The organism is Pseudomonas sp. DTU12.1, from assembly GCF_009873475.1.
Classification (GTDB): domain Bacteria; phylum Pseudomonadota; class Gammaproteobacteria; order Pseudomonadales; family Pseudomonadaceae; genus Aquipseudomonas; species Aquipseudomonas proteolytica.
In genome coordinates, this window is record NZ_CP045254.1 from 4,999,257 (window position 1) to 5,015,964 (window position 16,708).

Below are 16,708 nucleotides of genomic sequence, written 5' to 3' on the forward strand. Positions count from 1 at the left end.
GAATTAGTACGCCATGAACAGCCAAGTAAACGCCAACGTTGTCCACGAATCCGAAGCCCAGCGCCAACACGCCCGGGTCAAAATCCCGGCCAAGCTGCGCTTTTTCGGCGCCGACCGCACGCCCATGGAAGTGCGGGTCATCGACCTCTCCGCCGGCGGCCTGGCCTTCAATGCCGCCCAACAACCGTTGAAAGTCGGTGATGTGCACAAAGCGCGCCTGCAATTTGTGATCGACAATCTGGGCCTGGCGATGGACGTGGAGCTGTTGATCCGCTCCCACGACCGCCAGACCGGCCGCACCGGTTGCCAGTTCCAGAACCTGGATGCCCAGGATATTTCCACACTGCGTCACCTGATCACCTCGCACCTGTCAGGCGACATCGTGACCATGGGTGACGTGCTGGCCACCTTGCAGCGCGACAACTTCACCAAGGCGCGCAAGGTCAAGGATAGCGGCAGCGGCATGAGTGCCTTTGGCCGCCTGCGCGCCGTGACCTTCAGCCTGGCGATCTTCCTGGTGGGCCTGGCGGCGTTCGGGTTTGTGTTCAAGTCGGTGTACGGCATGTACTTCGTCAGCCACGCCCAGGCCGGCCTGGTCAGCGTGCCGGGGATGAACGTCACGATGCCCCGTGACGGCACCGTGCAAAGCCTGATCAAAGACAACGGCGTTGCCGCCAAAGGCGCGCCACTGGCGACCTTCAGCACCAGCATGCTCGATGTGCTCAAGGGCCACCTGGACGAAGACCAGCTGCAACCGGCCAAGGTCGAAGAGCTGTTCGGCAAGCAAATGACCGGCACCCTGACCTCGCCTTGCGACTGCATCGTCGCCCAGCAGTTGGTGGCCGACGGTCAATACGCGAGCAAGGGTGATGTGATCTTCCAGTTGGTGCCGCGCGGCAGCCAGGCCAACGTCGAGGCGCGTTTCTCCTATCGCCAGTTCGGTGATGTACGCCCAGGCACGCCGGTGAGCTTCCAGGTCGCCGATGAAGAACAGACCCGCACCGGCACCATCGTCAGCAGCACCAGCCTCAACAGCGCCGACCTGTCTTCGGATATCCGCGTGCAGATCAAGCCCGACGCCCCCCTGGACAGCGCCTACGCCGGCCGCCCGGTGGAAGTGACCAGCGACCGTGGCCCGTCCCTGAACTGGCTGATCGATAAAGCCATGGCTGCTGGTTTGTAAGCGAGGACATGCCTGTGAACCCTATTTCAAGAACAACACAATCCCTGTGGGAACCGCCTGTTGTGGGAGCCGGGCTTGCCCGCGATGCAGGCGACGCGATGCATCAGACAAACCGCGACGATGCCATCGCAGGCAAGCCAGCTCCCACAAAAGCGCGCTCCCACATCCGCCCTGTGGCGCTGCTGGCATTGGCGGTCAGCCTGGCCGGTTGCGCCGGCCTGCCCGACCAGCGCCTGGCCAATGAAGCGCTCAAGCGTGGCGACACCGCCACCGCTGCGCAGAACTATCAGCAACTGGCAGACCTGGGTTACAGCGAGGCCCAAGTCGGCCTCGCGGATATCCAGGTCGGCAGCCGCGACCCAGCGCAGATCAAGCAGGCCGAGGCCACCTATCGCGCGGCCGCCGATGTATCGCCACGCGCCCAGGCCCGCCTCGGTCGCCTGCTGGTGGCCAAGCCCGGTGCCACCGAGGCCGAGCACCGCGAAGCCGAAAGCCTGTTGAAAAAAGCCTTTGCCAATGGCGAGGGCAACACCCTGATCCCGCTGGCGATGCTGTACCTGCAATACCCCCACGATTTCCCCAGCGTCAACGCACAGCAGCAGATCGATACCTGGCGCACTGCCGGCTACCCCGAAGCGGGCCTGGCGCAGGTGCTGCTGTATCGCACCCAGGGCACTTACGACCAGCACCTGGATGACATCGAGAAAATCTGCAAGGCCGCGCTCAGCAGCACCGATATCTGCTACGTCGAGCTGGCCACCGTCTACCAGAAGCGCGAGCAACCGGAGCAACAGGCCGAACTGCTCAAGCAGATGGAGGCCGGCTACAGCCGTGGCACCGTCACCGCCCAGCGGGTCGACAGTGTGGCCCGTGTGCTGGGCGATGCCTCCCTGGGCAAGACTGATGAAAAAACCGCCCAGGCCCTGCTGGAAAAAATCGCCCCTGGCTACCCGGCGTCCTGGGTCAGCCTCGCGCAGTTGCTCTACGACTTCCCGGAACTGGGCGACGTCGAGCAGATGATGAAGTATCTGGACAACGGCCGTGCGGCCGACCAGCCCCGCGCCGAATTGTTGCTGGGCAAGCTGTACTACGAAGGCAAGTGGGTGCCGGCCGATGCCAAGGCCGCCGAAGCGCACTTCCAGAAAGCCCAAGGCCAGGAAGTGGCTGCCGATTACTACCTCGGCCAGATCTACCGCCGGGGCTACCTGGGCCAGGTCTACTCGCAAAAGGCCCTGGACCATTTGCTGACCGCGGCGCGCAACGGCCAGAACAGTGCCGACTTCGCGATCGCCCAATTGTTTTCCCAGGGTAAGGGCACCCGGCCCGACCCGCTCAACGCCTATGTGTTCAGCCAACTGGCAAAGATCCAGGACACTCCGCAGGCCAATGAGCTGGCCGCGCAACTTGAACAACAACTGCCGCCCGCCCAGCGCGCCGAGGGCCAGCGCCTGCTGCAACAAGAGCTGGCCGCCCGTGGCGCCTTGAGCCAAAGCACGCTGCAACTGCACGCCCTGCAAGAAGAAGACGGCGAGGAATCCCTATGAAACTCAATCCATTCGTCAAGGCCGGCATTGGCCTGACCTTCGCCCTGCTGTGGTCGTGCCCGACCCTGGCCGCGCTGACCGAAGACAAAAACTTTGGCCTGGAAGTGAAAGTCACCGGCCAGTCCGAAGATGACCGCGACCTGGGCACGCAAAAAGGCGGCGACGTCAACGGCATCGGCCTGGATGTGCGCCCGTGGATCTACGGCGAAAGCGGCGCCTGGAGCGCCTACGCCATGGGCCAGGCGGTGGCGTCCAGCGACATCATCGAGACCGACACCCTGCAACAGTCCGATGGCGACACCACCGAGCAGTCGAGCAACAACGACCGCAAGACCAAGAAGAACTACCTGGCCCTGCGCGAGTTCTGGGTCGGCTACAGCGGTTTCACGCCCTACCCTGGCGAGATCCTCAAGCTCGGCCGCCAGCGCCTGCGCAATAACGATGGGCAATGGCGCGACACCAATATCGAAGCGCTGAACTGGACCTTCGACACCACCCTGCTCAAGGCCAATGTCGGCGCTGCCGAACGCTTCAGCGAGTACCGCACCGACCTCAAGGAATTGTCTCCCGAAGACAAGGACCGCCAGCACCTCTATGCCGATGCGGCCTACCAGTGGACTCCCGGCCATTGGGTCGGCGTGCGCGGGCATCACACCCACGACGACGGCAAGCTCGACTACCCACAACCGGGCGTGGCTGCCGACCCACTGGACAAGCGCCAGAACGGCGACCTGACCTGGCTCGGCCTGGAAGCCAACAGTGACGCCTACAACTGGCGCAACACCAATACCGTCAACTACTGGGCCAGCGTCACCGGCATGCAGGGCGAGCGCAGCAACGTCAACACGTTGAACGCCGACGGTAGTCGCCCCACCAACGCCAAGCGCAACACCGATGTAGACGGCTGGGCCACTGACCTCGGCGTGCGCCTGCGCCTCGACCCGCAGTGGCAAGTGGGCGCGGCCTATGCCCGCGCCAGCGCCGACTACGAACAGAACGGCCTGCAAAGCAACCGCTCGAACTTCACCGGCACCCAGTCGCGGGTGCATCGTTTTGGCGAGGCGTTTCGCGGCGAGATGAACAATATGCAGTCCATGAGCCTGTTCGGTTCCTGGCAGCTGCGCGACGACTACGACGCCAGCCTGGTCTACCACAAGTTCTGGCGCGTGGACGGCAACAAGCCGGTGGGCAGCAACGGCATCAATGCCGTGCAGAACAACTACGACGATGTCACCGGTGCCGTGTTGTCCAGCGCATCCCTGCCGCTGGTAGACGGCAACAAGGACCTAGGCCAGGAGATGGACCTGGTGGTCACCAAGTACTTCAAGAAAGGCCTGCTGCCCGCAGCCCTCAGCCAGTCGATCGACGAACCGTCGGCCCTGGTGCGCTTTCGTGGCGGCGTGTTCAAACCGGGCGATGCCTATGGCAAGCAAGTCGACTCGTACATGCACCGCGCCTTTGTCGACGTAGTCTGGCGCTTCTGATGGGAGCCTGCGCAATGAATCCTCACGCCCTCAAAGGCTCGGCCCTGCTCGCTGCGGCAATGCTGCTGGCGTGCGCCCCGGCCTTTGCCAATGTCGAGCCGCAGGTCAAGGCGCCCACCATCGCCAAGGAACTGCAACAGGCCAAGACCTACACCATCACCAGCCCGCCCACCGCGCCGCTGGAGATGCCCAAGCCGGCGCTGCCGGACCTCTCGGGCTACACCGCACAAGCCGTGGCGAAGAAAATCGTGCGCAGCAAGGCCGGCAAGGTCAGCGTGCGCCGGATGATGCAGGAAAACGCCCTCAAGGACTTTATCGGCGGCGACAACAAGATGGCCGAATGGGTGGTGCGCCAGCATGGCATCCCCCAGGCGATCTTTATCGACGACGGCTATATGAACCTCAAGGACCTGCTCAAGAAGGTGCCCAAGCAATACCTGAGCGAAACCTCGCCCGGGGTATTCCTGGCCAGGCTGCCGATTGTGGTCGGCGAAAAAGGCATCCTCGAAATCGATAACCAGACCCAGGAATTGCGCCTGTCCCAGGAGGCCGGTTCGTTCCTGGTCAACGACGGCCAGCTGTTTGTGCGCGACACCAAGATCACCGGCTGGCGCGAGAAGACCAACGGCCCGGCGACCTTCCGCTCGCCCAAGGAATTTCGCCCGTTCCTGCTGGCCTGGGGCGGCACCCAGACCTATATCGTCAACAGCAAAATGGCCAGCTTCGGCTACGCCAACAGCAAGTCCTATGGCGTGAGTATTTCCCAGTACACACCGAACATGGCCAAGGTCCTCAAGCGCCCGGAACCCACCGGCTGGATTGTCGATTCCGAGTTCTCCGACATGTGGTACGGCTTCTACTGCTACGAGACCACCGGCTTTGTGATCAAGGGCAGCACCTACAAAGACAACATCGTCTACGGCATCGACCCCCACGACCGTTCCCACGGTCTGATCATTGCCGACAACACCGTCTACGGCACCAAGAAAAAGCACGGGATCATTATTTCCCGTGAGGTCAACAACAGCTTCATCTTCAACAACCGCAGCTACGACAACAAGCTCTCGGGCCTGGTGATCGACCGTAACAGCGTGAACAACCTGATCGCCGATAACGAGATTTACCGCAACCACACCGACGGCATCACCCTCTATGAGAGCGGCGACAACCTGCTGTGGGGCAACAAGGTGATCAGCAACCGTCGCCACGGCATTCGGATCCGTAACAGCGTGAATATCCGCCTGTACGAGAACCTCGCCATGGCCAACGGCCTGACCGGCGTCTACGGCCATATCAAGGACCTGACCGACACCGACCGCGACATTGAGCTCGACCCGTTCGACACCAAAGTCTCGCTGATCGTGGTCGGCGGCGAACTGGCGGCCAATGGCAGCGGGCCGCTGTCCATCGACTCGCCGTTGAGCATCGAGCTGTACCGCGTGTCGATGCTCGCGCCGACCAAATCCAGTGGCATCAGCTTCTCCGGCGTTCTTGGTGAGCGCCAGGAAGAGATTCTCGACTTGCTGGTACGCCAGAAAAAAGCCGTGCTGATCGACCCTGTCGAACGCCAGACCCAATTGCAGGACTGAGGATGACCTTTATGCACCCACACATGATCAAGCTGCTCAGCCTCTCGGGTTTGACCCTCGGCATCCTGGCCGCCAGCAGCGGCGTGCGCGCCGATGAAGCCAAGGCGCCGAGCTTTACCGCCGAGCCGTGCTGCAACCTGTGCCCCGAGGCTCACGACGCAAAGAACTACACCACTCGCTACCAGCAGAACTTCACCACCCTGGTACAGGCCCAGGGCGACTGGCTGTTCCGTACCCAGGAAGACCTGCGCACCGAATTCGACACCACCCCGGCCGGCTACAAGCGCATGCAGCAACTGCACGATGCGTTCAAGAGCAAGGGCGTGGAGTTGGTGGTGGTCTACCAGCCGACCCGTGGCCTGGTAAACCGCAACAAGCTCAACCCGGCAGAGAAAGCGCGCTTTGATTTCGACAAGGCCCTGGGCAACTACAAAACCATGCTTGGGCGTTTTGCCAAGATGGGCTACGTGGTGCCGGACCTGTCGCCGCTGACCAATGAACAACTGCCGGACGAACTGCCGGCCCACGACTTCTACTTCCGCGGCGACCAGCACTGGACCCCCTATGGCGCCCAGCGCACCGCGAAAATCGTCGGGGCCAAGGTGCGCGCCATGCCTGAATTCGCCGGGATCCCCCAGCGTGAATTCGAGACCAAGAAATCCGGACGCATGGGCAAGACCGGCACCCTGCACAACATGGCCGGGCAGTTGTGCGGCACCAGCTACGCGATCCAATACATGGACCAGTTCAGCACCGAGCCCAAGGGCGAGGCTGCGGACGGCGACCTGTTCGGCGATTCCGGCAACCCGCAGATCACCCTGGTGGGCACCAGCCACAGCGGCAAGAACTACAACTTCGCCGGCTTCCTGGAACAGGAAATCGGCGCCGACATCCTTAACGTCGCCTTCCCCGGCGGTGGCCTGGAAGGCTCGATGATCCAGTACCTGGGCAGCGAAGAATTCCAGAAAAGCCCACCGAAGATTCTGATCTGGGAGTTCTCGCCGCTGTATCGCCTCGACCAGGAAACCATCTACCGCCAGATGATGGCCCTGCTCGACAACGGCTGCGAAGGCAAGCCGGCGCAGATGAGCGCCAGCACCACCCTCAAGCCCGGCAAGAACGAGCTGATGGTCAACAGCAAGAACATGGACCTGCGCAATAGCCGCCATCAGGTCGACATTCGCTTCGCCGATCCTTCGGTGAAAACCCTGCAAGCCACCCTCTGGTACATGAACGGTCGCCACGAGGACATCAAGATCGACAAACCCGAAACATCCGAGACAGACGGGCGTTTCGCCTTTGAACTGCGCACCGATGAAGACTGGGCCTCGCAGAACCTGCTGGCCGTGGAAGTGCAGGGCCCCGAAGCGGGCGCTGCCGCGCAGAAAGTCGAAGCGAAAATTTGCACACGCAACGTGTTCCCAAGCGGCGGTCAGCAGACCGCGCAACTTGGGCAATGAGGTTACCTATGCACAAGTTACTGATTCCAACGCTGCTGGGCCTGGCGATGTTTGCAGGCCAAGTCAACGCCGCCGCGCCGCTGCGCCCGCCCCAGGGCTATTTCGCGCCGATTGAAGCGTTCAAGACCGGCGACTTCAAGAACGACTGCGACGCCATGCCGACGCCCTACACCGGCTCGCTGCAGTTTCGCAGCAAATACGAAGGCTCCGATAAAGCCCGTTCGACCCTGAACGTGCAATCGGAAAAAGCCTTTCGCGACAGCACCGCCGATATCACCAAACTGGAAAAAGACACCAGCAAGCGGGTGATGCAGTTCATGCGCGACGGTCGCCCGGAACAATTGCAATGCACCCTGAACTGGCTGGTGAACTGGGCCAAGGCCGATGCGCTGATGTCCAAGGACTTCAACCACACCGGCAAGTCCATGCGCAAATGGGCGTTGGGCAGCATGGCCTCGGCCTATGTGCGCCTGAAGTTCTCCGAGTCGCAACCGCTGGCCAAGTACCCGCAGGAGTCGCAACTGATCGAAGCCTGGTTCAACAAACTGGCCGAGCAAGTGGTCAGCGACTGGGACAACCTGCCCCTGGAAAAAACCAACAACCACTCGTACTGGGCCGCCTGGTCGGTGATGGCCACGTCCGTCGCCACCAACCGTCGCGACCTGTTCGATTGGGCCGTCAAGGAATACAAGGTCGGCGCCAATCAGGTCGACGCCCAGGGCTACCTGCCCAACGAATTGAAGCGCCAGCAACGGGCCTTGGCCTACCACAACTACGCCCTGCCGCCGCTGGCGATGATCGCCAGTTTTGCCCTGGTCAATGGCGTGGATGTGCGCGGTGAGAACAACGGCGCGCTCAAGCGCCTGGGCGACAAGGTGCTGGCCGGGGTGAAGGATCCGGACATCTTCGAGCAGAAGAACGGCAAGGAGCAGGACATGCATGACCTGGAGCAGGACTCCAAATTCGCCTGGCTCGAACCCTTCTGCACCCTCTACACCTGCGCCCCGGAAGTGATCGAACGCAAGCACGACATGCAACCGTTCAAGACCTTCCGCCTGGGCGGCGACCTGACCAAGGTCTACGACCCGGCGCACGAAAAAGGCCGTTGATGGAACGGGCTCCCAATGTGGGAGCGGGCTTGCTCGCGAAAGCGGTCTGACATTCAGCATTGATGTCACCTGACACACCGTTATCGCAGGCAAGCCAGCTCCCACATTTCGAGCCGGTTTCGACAGTGAAAAAGTAGTACCGCCCTCCCCGGTTTTGCGTGGGGGGTTTGGGGGGGCCGTTGGCCCTTGACTGTTGGTTAAACATGGAGAGATCGGGATGGTTTTCTCGTCCAATGTGTTCCTGTTTCTGTTCTTGCCGATCTTTCTCGGCTTGTACTATTTGAGCGGGCAACGCTATCGCAATCTGCTGCTGCTGATTGCCAGCTATGTGTTCTACGCCTGGTGGCGGGTGGACTTCCTGGCGCTGTTCGCCGCCGTGACCCTGTGGAACTACTGGATCGGCCTCAAGGTCGGTGCGGCAGGCGTGCGCACCAAGCCGGCACAGCGCTGGCTGCTGCTCGGGGTGGCGGTCGACCTGTGCATCCTGGGCTACTTCAAGTACGCCAACTTTGGCGTCGACAGCATCAACCTGATGATGAAATCGGCGGGCCTGGAGCCGTTTATCCTCACCCACGTGCTGTTGCCGATCGGGATCTCGTTCTACATCTTCGAGTCCATCAGCTACATCATCGACGTGTACCGCGGCGACACTCCGGCGACCCGCAACCTCATCGACTTTGCCGCGTTCGTGGCAATCTTCCCGCACCTGATCGCCGGCCCCGTGTTGCGCTTTCGCGACCTGGCCGACCAGTTCAACAACCGCACCCACACCCTGGATAAATTCTCCGAGGGCTGCACGCGGTTCATGCAGGGCTTTATCAAGAAGGTGTTTATCGCCGACACCCTGGCGGTGGTGGCCGACCATTGCTTCGCCCTGCAAAACCCCACCACGGGCGATGCCTGGCTCGGCGCACTGGCGTATACCGCGCAGCTGTATTTCGACTTCTCCGGCTACAGCGACATGGCCATCGGCCTGGGCTTGATGATGGGTTTCCGCTTCATGGAAAACTTCAAGCAGCCGTATATCAGCCAGTCGATCACCGAGTTCTGGCGGCGCTGGCATATCAGCCTGTCTACCTGGTTGCGCGACTACCTGTACATCACCCTGGGTGGCAACCGCAAAGGCACGCTGACCACCTACCGCAACCTGTTCCTGACCATGTTGCTCGGCGGCCTGTGGCACGGCGCGAACATCACCTACATCGTGTGGGGCGCCTGGCACGGCATGTGGCTGGCGATTGAAAAAGCCATCGGCCTGAACACTTCGCCACGCAGCTTCAACCCGGTGCGCTGGGCCTTCACCTTCCTGCTGGTGGTGATGGGCTGGGTGATCTTCCGCGCCGAAAACCTGCACGTTGCCGGGCGCATGTACGGCGCGATGTTCAGCTTTGGCGAGTGGTCGCTGTCGGAACTCAACCGCGCCAACCTCACCGGCCTGCAAGTGGCAACCATGGTGGTGGCCTACGCCACGCTGGCGTTCTTCGGCCTGCGCGACTTCTACAGCAATCGCCCGGCCGACAAGGCCAAGCCGGCTGACCCGAGCCTGATCAAGGCGGTGCCTGGCGATACCCCCGGCAGCATCCAGGAACCCGGCTTCAGCGTCGGCAGCAACGCCGCCGTGCAACCGGCCTACTGGACTGCCGACTGGCCACGCTATGCCATGCGCGCGGTGATCCTGCTGCTGTTCGTGGCTTCGATACTGAAACTCTCGGCGCAAAGCTTCTCGCCGTTCCTTTACTTCCAATTCTGAGGGAGCCGACCATGACCCGTTCATTCCGCATCCTCTACGCCGCGCTGTTCATGGCCCTGCTGCTGGCCCTGGGCGCGTGGTCGGTGCGCAGTTTCTTCGGTTTCAATACCAACGCCGACGCCACCGTGCTCAACGGGCGCTGGGCCAAGGCGGTCGAAACCCATTACGACGATGAGTTCCCGATCAAGCGCCTGGGCACCAACCTCTGGGCGGCCCTGGACTACAAGCTGTTTAACGAAGGCCGTCCCGGCGTGGTGCTGGGTCGCGATCACTGGCTATACAGCGACGAGGAGTTCAACCCCGCCGTCAACGAAGAGCAGAACCTGCAAGACAACTACGCCCTGGTCGAAGGCGTACGCCAGACCCTCAAGGCCAAGGGTGTGCAATTGGTCATGGCGATTGTCCCGGCCAAGGTGCGCCTGTACCCCGAGCATCTGGGTGAAGTGCAACCAGCGAGTATTCATGCCGGGCTCTACCAGGATTTCCATGCCCGGGTGGCCGCCGACAAGATCATCGCCCCCGACCTGCTGGGCCCGCTGCAACAGGCCAAGCTCCACGGCCAGCAAGTGTTCCTGCGCACCGACACCCACTGGACCCCGGATGGCGCCGAAGTCGCCGCCAAGCAACTGGCCAGCGTGATCAACGCCAAGACCCTGCTCAGCGGCGAGCCCCAGCGGTTTGTCACCGACGCCGAAAGCATCGCCCCCCACAGCGGTGACCTGCGCCTGTTCCTGCCCCTGGACCCGCTGTTCGAAAACCTGATGCCGCCCAAGGAACCCCTGCAAAAACGCGTGACCCACGCGGTGCAGGCCCAGGCGGCGGGCGACGATGCGTTGTTTGCCGACAGCGAGATGCCGGTGGCCCTGGTGGGCACCAGCTACAGCGCCAACCCCAACTGGAATTTCGTCGGTGCCCTCAAGCAAGCCCTGGGCAGTGAAGTGGTGAACTACTCCGAGGACGGTCACGGCCCGATCCTGCCGATGCTCAGCTACCTGAAAAGCGATGACTTCAAGAACAGCCCGCCGCAGGTGCTGATCTGGGAGTTCCCGGAACGCTATCTGCCGGTGAACAACGAAATCGGCGACGCCGACCCCAAGTGGGTTGCGCAACTCAAGCAAGCCGGTACACGCCAACAGAACATGGCAATCAACACACCCGTTAAAACCCAGAAATCCGAGACGCCCGACCGGGCGCAAAACTGAAAGAGAGGTAACTCACATGACTTTCACTACTACTCCTCGTCGTCTCGCCAAGACCCTGGCCCTGGCCGCCGGCATGAGCTTCGTGTCGATGTCCGCCTTCGCCGGCGACGCCGCCCTCTACGGACCCATCGCGCCGAAAGGCTCGAGCTTCGTGCGCCTGTTCAACGCCAGCAACCAGGAAGTCAGCGCCAGCGTCGGCAACACCGCGTTGAGCGATGTGGCGCCACTGGCCAGCAGCGACTTCAGCTTCCTGCCGGGCGGTGACTACAGCGCCAAGGTCGGCAGCCAGAACGTCACGGTCAAGCTGGCCGCCGATCACTACTACACCCTGGTCAACAGCGGCACCGGCCAGCCGCAACTGATCGAAGAACCACCGTTCAAGAACAAGCAGAAATCCCTGGTGCGCGTGCAGAACCTCAGCGACAAGGCCCTGACCCTGAAGACCGCCGACGGCAAGACCGACGTGGTCAAGGCCGTGGCCGCCAAGGGCCGTGGCGAGCGCGAGATCAACCCAGTGAAGGTCAGCCTGGCGCTGTATGACGGCGATAAAAAAGTCGGCGACGTGAAGCCGGTGGCGCTGGAGCGTGGTGAGGCGGCGGTGCTGTATGTCACCGGTTCCGGTTCGAGCCTGTCGCCAGTGTGGGTCAAGCGCCCCGTGTCGACCCGCTAAAAAATTCCCTGAGTTGAGACGCCCCTTGTGGGAGCTGGCTTGCCTGCGATAGCGCCTTCAAGGCCGCCATCGCAGGCAAGCCAGCTCCCACAGGGTCCGCGTTTCGACTCGAGACACGAGACAAAAACAAGAGTGAAACGACTGAATTTCGTTGCTCTAACCCATACAGATTCAAGGAGAAACCCATGATCCCAGTAATCCTTTCCGGTGGTAGCGGCTCACGTCTTTGGCCGCTTTCGCGTAAACAGTTCCCTAAGCAGTTCCTGGCCCTGACCGGCGAGCACACGCTGTTCCAGCAAACCCTGGAGCGCCTGGTGTTCGAAGGCATGGACAGCCCGATCATTGTCTGCAACAAAGACCACCGCTTCATCGTCAACGAGCAGTTGAGCGCGCGCAAGCTGGAGAGCCAGCGCATCCTGATGGAGCCGTTTGGCCGCAACACCGCGCCGGCCGTGGCCCTGACCGCGATGATGCTGGTCAATGAAGGCCGTGACGAGCTGATGCTGGTCCTGCCCGCCGACCATGTACTGGACGACCAGAAAGCCCTGCAACGCGCCCTGGCCCTGGCAACCGTGGCCGCCGAGCGTGGCGAGATGGTGCTGTTCGGCGTGCCGGCCACCCGCCCGGAAACCGGCTACGGCTACATCAAGTCCACCAACGACTCACTGCTGCCCGAAGGCGTCAGCCGCGTGCAGCAGTTCGTCGAGAAGCCGGATGAAAAACGTGCGGTGGAGTTCGTCAAAAGCGGTGGTTATTTCTGGAACAGCGGCATGTTCCTGTTCCGCGCCAGCCGCTTCCTCGAAGAGCTGAAAAAACACGACCCGGACATCTACGACACCTGTGTGCTGACCCTCGAGCGCAGCGAGCATACCGCTGATACCGTGACCTTCGACGAAGCCACCTTCGCCTGCTGCCCGGACAATTCCATCGACTACGCGGTGATGGAAAAAACCCAGCGCGCCTGCGTGGTGCCGCTCAGTGCCGGCTGGAGCGACGTGGGCTGCTGGGCCTCGCTGTGGGCGGTCAATGACAAAGACGCCAACGGCAACGTGACCAAGGGCGACGTGGTGATCCAGGACAGCAAGAACTGCATGATCCACGGCAACGGCAAGCTGGTGTCGGTGATCGGCCTGGAAAACATCGTGGTGGTGGAAACCAAGGACGCGATGATGATTGCCCACAAGGACAAGGTCCAGGGCGTCAAACAGATGGTCAACACCCTCAACGAACAAGGGCGCAGCGAGACCCAGAACCACTGCGAAGTCTACCGCCCGTGGGGCTCCTACGACTCGGTGGACATGGGCGGGCGCTTCCAGGTCAAACACATCTCGGTCAAGCCGGGCGCGTGCCTGTCGCTGCAGATGCACCATCACCGCGCCGAACACTGGATCGTGGTCAGTGGTACCGCTGAAGTGACGTGCGACGAGAACGTGTTCCTGCTGTGCGAGAACCAGTCGACCTACATCCCGATTGCCTCGGTGCATCGCCTGCGCAACCCGGGCAAGATCCCCTTGGAGATTATCGAAGTGCAATCGGGCAGCTATCTGGGCGAGGATGATATCGAGCGGTTTGAAGATATCTACGGGCGCTCGACGCCGGTTGAGCGTGGCGTGTCGGTGAAAACTATCGCGCAGTAGACCCCGCAAAAAACAGCCGCCTATCACGCTCTGCGTCCCCTATCCGCAGCGAGTGATGGGCGGTTTGTCTATTTGCGGTCAAGCGGTGTACGGCGTCTCGCCGCGAGAAATGACGCGACTCACCAGTTCACCGCTGGCGCCATCCCTGTATTGCAACGGAATGGAGAAAGGGGTCTCCACATAAAAAATATGTGGATGTCCGGGGACTTCCACCAACTTCAGACCGGTGGTGTTTATCTCAAAGTAATCGGTCATCTTATTCAACGTTTTGCCATATTTGTTACGCCCGAAAATCATCTGGGATATGACCTCCGTAGGCTTATCTTCAGGCGCCAGATCGGTGAAGTAATGCCTGCCCTGCCCTTTAGGCAGCGGGCCACCTCTTAAATCGGTAGAGGACGGTGAAAAAGAGCGATCAGCGACGAAAGCGGAATGACGACTTCGGTTGTTGTATTTGTAGAAGACGTTCTTTCCTTTAATGGGAGGTTCCAGGGTGGCTTTTTCACCGGGAAAGGCTTCAGGTAACTTGGGGCGTTTTAAGGTGGATTGCCCACCGGAAGTGGATGGCCCCGAAGAACTGCCTGGCTCAGCAAGGCGTTTTCGACCAATGCTCACATCCCTATCGATACTTTGGACCCCGCCCAGCATCCTGCTCGAACGCCATTGGCCATTAGCCACAGCGTCGACTGTCAATACAGGCTTGCCGCTCTGGGGATCGATAATCTGGACATAGTCGTTACTGAGTTTGAAATCACTCTTGATCTCATACGTGTTGGCGATACCTGTCTGGTCGGTATAACGGATAAACCAACGGTCTTTTCCCAGCTCGTCCTTGAATTGATAAATACCTTTGGCATTAACTGTACTTTTGGCAAGTAATGACTCGCCGTCCGCAACAGCGTAGATGCTGATATTGCCCGCTTGTGACGGCAGCAGGCGATTGGGTATGTCGAAACTAGCGTATTCAGGGCCGGATGCCGGCTCAAGGATTGGCGGCTCCTTTTCCGGCAGCATGAAAGGATCTTCAGCTTTTGAGCCGACACCTACAGAAGAGAACAACACGTTGAGCATTCCATCGAATACCTTCGCCGCCCCGTCATGACGCTCAGCTTGAGTATCGCCCGTGATCTCTTTTTCAGTGCCCAGCGCCACTTCAGTGAGCCCCGTGATGACTGCGGCTGCGGCGATTGGAGCCGCCAGCGGGGCCAGCTTGACCAGCAACTCTGCGCCGACCGAGATGTCATTGAGCCAAATGTCACGAGTGACCTCGCTGTTGGACTTGATCGCGGTGTCTGCATCACTTTTCATGCGCTGCTGGCTTAGATGCGCCATGTGGCTGAACACATCGCCCTTGATCGCGAAGTTGGCGCGGTCGATGACCCTGCCCTCTTGATTACTGACGGTTCCTGCACCGAGGTATTCCAACGATGTATCGACGCCATCTTTCGGACGGACTTCAGGGGCCAGGGAGCTTAGCGGCACTATTGCATTAAATAATAGGGTCCCCGCCCCGGGTTCACCGTTCTGCCGATCAGCCAGCGAGAAGTGCGACTCCAGGGCTTGACGCAAGGAGGGCGTGCTGGCCTGATCGCTGACCCATCGATCCATTTTTTCCAACGAGTCGAATTTCAGAAAGGCTGGCTGGGCGTCAGGAATGTAGAGGACTTGCACGCCGTCCAGACGACCATTGACGTATTTTTTGGGCAACTTGCCGGGTAGGGTAAAACGCACAATGTCATTTGACTGGAAGCCATTGATATCGAAAGCATGGGCCTGGACAGCACCTGTTACCGGGGATGTTGCCTGCAATTGTGCAAAGGTCAGGGGCTGGTTTTCAGATACGCCCTCACCACAAACAGCCGTCATCAGCTGTTTATAGTCGCTCCTGGTGAATTCATGCTCGGGCGGCTGCAGCGCTCGTTCAGCAGGTAACTTGGCCTCCTGGGACTTGAGTTGTTCGCTTGCCTTATGGATGAACACCCCCTTCTGGACAGTCCGATAGTTATCGGCGTGGTGTTCCCAGAAGTCGTCGATTTTTTCCGACATTACCGTTTGGAAGTCGACGTTCCAAAGCGACTTCATAAACTGGGAAGGCGCCAGGGGAATTTGGTTATGAGCGCCGTAGCCTGCTTTTTTGCTGTGTCCGGGGCCGTCTTTATACAAGCCCGCTTCCGAGTCCAGATTGCCGGGAACCCCGTCGTTTTCGGAGAAGTTCTTCAATACCGCATCGGTCAACGTAATTGAAGAGGAAGGTTCTTCCTTCATATGCTCCCAGCCGGTAGCGGTTGTAGCAGATTGCGTGCCGTTAAAACGATTCAGATACGTCTTGTCGGCGTCTACATGGAGGCCGGTCAACTTGAACACGATGTCTTGCGCGCACTTTTTGGCTTCTGCGCGCACATCTGGAAATGCCGCAGCCGTGCCTAAGGCAATATTGTTGAATTTGGCTTTCTCGACATTGGCCTTGGCCACTTGCTCGGTAATGACTGCATAGGCATTGGAAGTGCTTTCCGGTGCCTGTGAAGACACGATTTGTCTGAGTTGGATGAGTTCTTCATGATTTTTCGGAATGTTCCAGCCGTTGGCTGTGATGTATTGCCATAGGCTGACTTCTATGGCCGGGCCTGCATCTTTCGTATCGGGCTCCAGTTGGATCTTCGTGGTTTGCAAGGCCGGAAAAATAAGCTCATTGGTTATGCGACCCGTTGTGATGCCTTGCTCCAGGCCTGCCAGTGTCTGAGTCAGCGAGTTACGGTTGTCCAGATCACTGGAGCCTGTACCGGTGGTTGGTTGCGTATTGGATGTTGGCTTTATTGAGCTGCTCTCTTGGGTAACCTCGTATTCGTAGGCTCCGGAAGAAAGATTCTGTATCGATATACTCATGGTGTTTATCCCCGACAGATACAAAAAAATCCGCAGAACAACAGTTGTCAGTCTGTGGCTGTATCTATGTAAGTGATGCGAACAACGCCATCCATTCCAGTGAAAAGGTAACGGGGGATATCTCCAGAGCGTACTCGCAACCCGATAGGCAACCGTACCCCGCCAACGGTACGATGGTTCCCCCATCCGCGAGGCTG

General features: G+C 60.3%; 11 protein-coding genes. 10 read left to right on the top strand and 1 reads right to left on the bottom strand.

The genetic code is table 11. The annotated features are described in order from the left end of the window. Positions 1 to 13 precede the first annotated feature (13 nt). From GDV60_RS22090 to GDV60_RS22135, 10 genes are all read left to right on the top strand, one after another. Complete coding sequence (locus GDV60_RS22090) at positions 14 to 1,183, top strand: alginate biosynthesis protein Alg44 (protein WP_029297907.1); 1,170 nt, start codon at positions 14 to 16, stop codon at positions 1,181 to 1,183. Positions 1,184 to 1,281: 98 nt separating this feature from the next. Then, entirely contained in the window at positions 1,282 to 2,727 is a 1,446-nt protein-coding gene (algK, locus tag GDV60_RS22095; protein WP_050492962.1) for an alginate biosynthesis TPR repeat lipoprotein AlgK, read from the top strand. Then, positions 2,724 to 4,211 carry an alginate export family protein gene (locus GDV60_RS22100; protein ID WP_159908764.1) on the top strand — a complete coding sequence of 496 codons (1,488 nt, stop codon included), beginning with the start codon at positions 2,724 to 2,726 and terminating at the stop codon, positions 4,209 to 4,211. The genes algK and GDV60_RS22100 overlap by 4 nt, the downstream gene beginning before the upstream one ends. Next, positions 4,211 to 5,800 (top strand): mannuronan 5-epimerase AlgG, encoded by a 1,590-nt coding sequence (gene algG, locus GDV60_RS22105; protein WP_159908766.1) that lies wholly within the window; start codon positions 4,211 to 4,213, stop codon positions 5,798 to 5,800. The genes GDV60_RS22100 and algG overlap by 1 nt, the downstream gene beginning before the upstream one ends. Before the next feature lie 11 nt (positions 5,801 to 5,811). Next, positions 5,812 to 7,260, top strand: coding sequence for an alginate O-acetyltransferase (locus GDV60_RS22110; RefSeq protein WP_029297898.1), 1,449 nt, complete (start codon positions 5,812 to 5,814; stop codon positions 7,258 to 7,260). Between the two features lie 8 nt (positions 7,261 to 7,268). Next, complete coding sequence (locus GDV60_RS22115; protein ID WP_159908768.1) at positions 7,269 to 8,369, top strand: mannuronate-specific alginate lyase; 1,101 nt, start codon at positions 7,269 to 7,271, stop codon at positions 8,367 to 8,369. Positions 8,370 to 8,586: 217 nt separating this feature from the next. Continuing rightward, on the top strand, positions 8,587 to 10,119 hold the full coding sequence (locus GDV60_RS22120; RefSeq protein ID WP_029297894.1) for an MBOAT family protein: 1,533 nt from the start codon (positions 8,587 to 8,589) through the stop codon (positions 10,117 to 10,119). 11 nt (positions 10,120 to 10,130) lie between these two features. Beyond that, a complete protein-coding gene (locus GDV60_RS22125; RefSeq protein ID WP_029297893.1) occupies positions 10,131 to 11,321 on the top strand; it encodes an alginate O-acetyltransferase in 1,191 nt (396 codons plus the stop codon). 16 nt (positions 11,322 to 11,337) lie between these two features. Then, positions 11,338 to 11,991 (top strand): alginate O-acetyltransferase AlgF, encoded by a 654-nt coding sequence (locus GDV60_RS22130; protein WP_029297892.1) that lies wholly within the window; start codon positions 11,338 to 11,340, stop codon positions 11,989 to 11,991. A 185-nt stretch (positions 11,992 to 12,176) separates the two neighbouring features. Further along, the gene (locus tag GDV60_RS22135; protein WP_029297891.1) at positions 12,177 to 13,628 is read left to right on the top strand and encodes a mannose-1-phosphate guanylyltransferase/mannose-6-phosphate isomerase; all 1,452 of its coding nucleotides are present in this window, start codon (positions 12,177 to 12,179) and stop codon (positions 13,626 to 13,628) included. Positions 13,629 to 13,706: 78 nt separating this feature from the next. Here GDV60_RS22135 and GDV60_RS22140 read toward each other — a convergent pair whose 3' ends face one another. Further along, complete coding sequence (locus tag GDV60_RS22140; RefSeq protein ID WP_159908770.1) at positions 13,707 to 16,511, bottom strand: dermonecrotic toxin domain-containing protein; 2,805 nt, start codon at positions 16,509 to 16,511, stop codon at positions 13,707 to 13,709. Positions 16,512 to 16,708: the final 197 nt, after the last annotated feature.

What these genes read in the sequence shown, in the direction of transcription:
- GDV60_RS22090 (WP_029297907.1), top strand. Translation starts at nt 14, where the DNA reads ATGAACAGCCAAGTAAACGCCAACGTTGTCCACGAATCCGAAGCCCAG.
- algK (WP_050492962.1), top strand. Translation starts at nt 1,282, where the DNA reads ATGCATCAGACAAACCGCGACGATGCCATCGCAGGCAAGCCAGCTCCC.
- GDV60_RS22100 (WP_159908764.1), top strand. Translation starts at nt 2,724, where the DNA reads ATGAAACTCAATCCATTCGTCAAGGCCGGCATTGGCCTGACCTTCGCC.
- algG (WP_159908766.1), top strand. Translation starts at nt 4,211, where the DNA reads ATGGGAGCCTGCGCAATGAATCCTCACGCCCTCAAAGGCTCGGCCCTG.
- GDV60_RS22110 (WP_029297898.1), top strand. Translation starts at nt 5,812, where the DNA reads ATGCACCCACACATGATCAAGCTGCTCAGCCTCTCGGGTTTGACCCTC.
- GDV60_RS22115 (WP_159908768.1), top strand. Translation starts at nt 7,269, where the DNA reads ATGCACAAGTTACTGATTCCAACGCTGCTGGGCCTGGCGATGTTTGCA.
- GDV60_RS22120 (WP_029297894.1), top strand. Translation starts at nt 8,587, where the DNA reads ATGGTTTTCTCGTCCAATGTGTTCCTGTTTCTGTTCTTGCCGATCTTT.
- GDV60_RS22125 (WP_029297893.1), top strand. Translation starts at nt 10,131, where the DNA reads ATGACCCGTTCATTCCGCATCCTCTACGCCGCGCTGTTCATGGCCCTG.
- GDV60_RS22130 (WP_029297892.1), top strand. Translation starts at nt 11,338, where the DNA reads ATGACTTTCACTACTACTCCTCGTCGTCTCGCCAAGACCCTGGCCCTG.
- GDV60_RS22135 (WP_029297891.1), top strand. Translation starts at nt 12,177, where the DNA reads ATGATCCCAGTAATCCTTTCCGGTGGTAGCGGCTCACGTCTTTGGCCG.
- GDV60_RS22140 (WP_159908770.1), bottom strand. Translation starts at nt 16,511, where the DNA reads ATGAGTATATCGATACAGAATCTTTCTTCCGGAGCCTACGAATACGAG.